The organism is Rhizobium sp. SVR5-9E (assembly GCF_056755095.1).
In genome coordinates this window covers 1-230 of sequence record NZ_JBNDHS010000838.1, presented here as the reverse complement: position 1 = coordinate 230, position 230 = coordinate 1, and the positions used below count along the sequence as shown (strand labels likewise).

Annotated in this window: 1 pseudogene; it reads right to left on the bottom strand. The window is 69.1% G+C overall.

The window, feature by feature from the left end:
• A pseudogene (locus tag ACPYOJ_RS37200) lies at nucleotides 1-230 on the bottom strand (CDF family Co(II)/Ni(II) efflux transporter DmeF); the annotation flags it as partial.

Below are 230 nucleotides of genomic sequence, written 5' to 3'. Positions count from 1 at the left end.
GTGATAGAAGCGCGCATCCCGCTCCGGGTCCGCGGTCGCCACCGACACGACCGCGCTCATGTGCCCCGGCCCGAGCCGCCAGACATGCAGGTCGCCGACGCGGTCGCCCACGCCCTCGATCGCATCGCGCACACTGTCCGTCAGACGACGGTCCGAATTCATGTCGAGCAGGATGCCACCGGTGTCGCGCATCAGGCCGTACGACCAGTTCGCGATCACCAGCGCGCCGA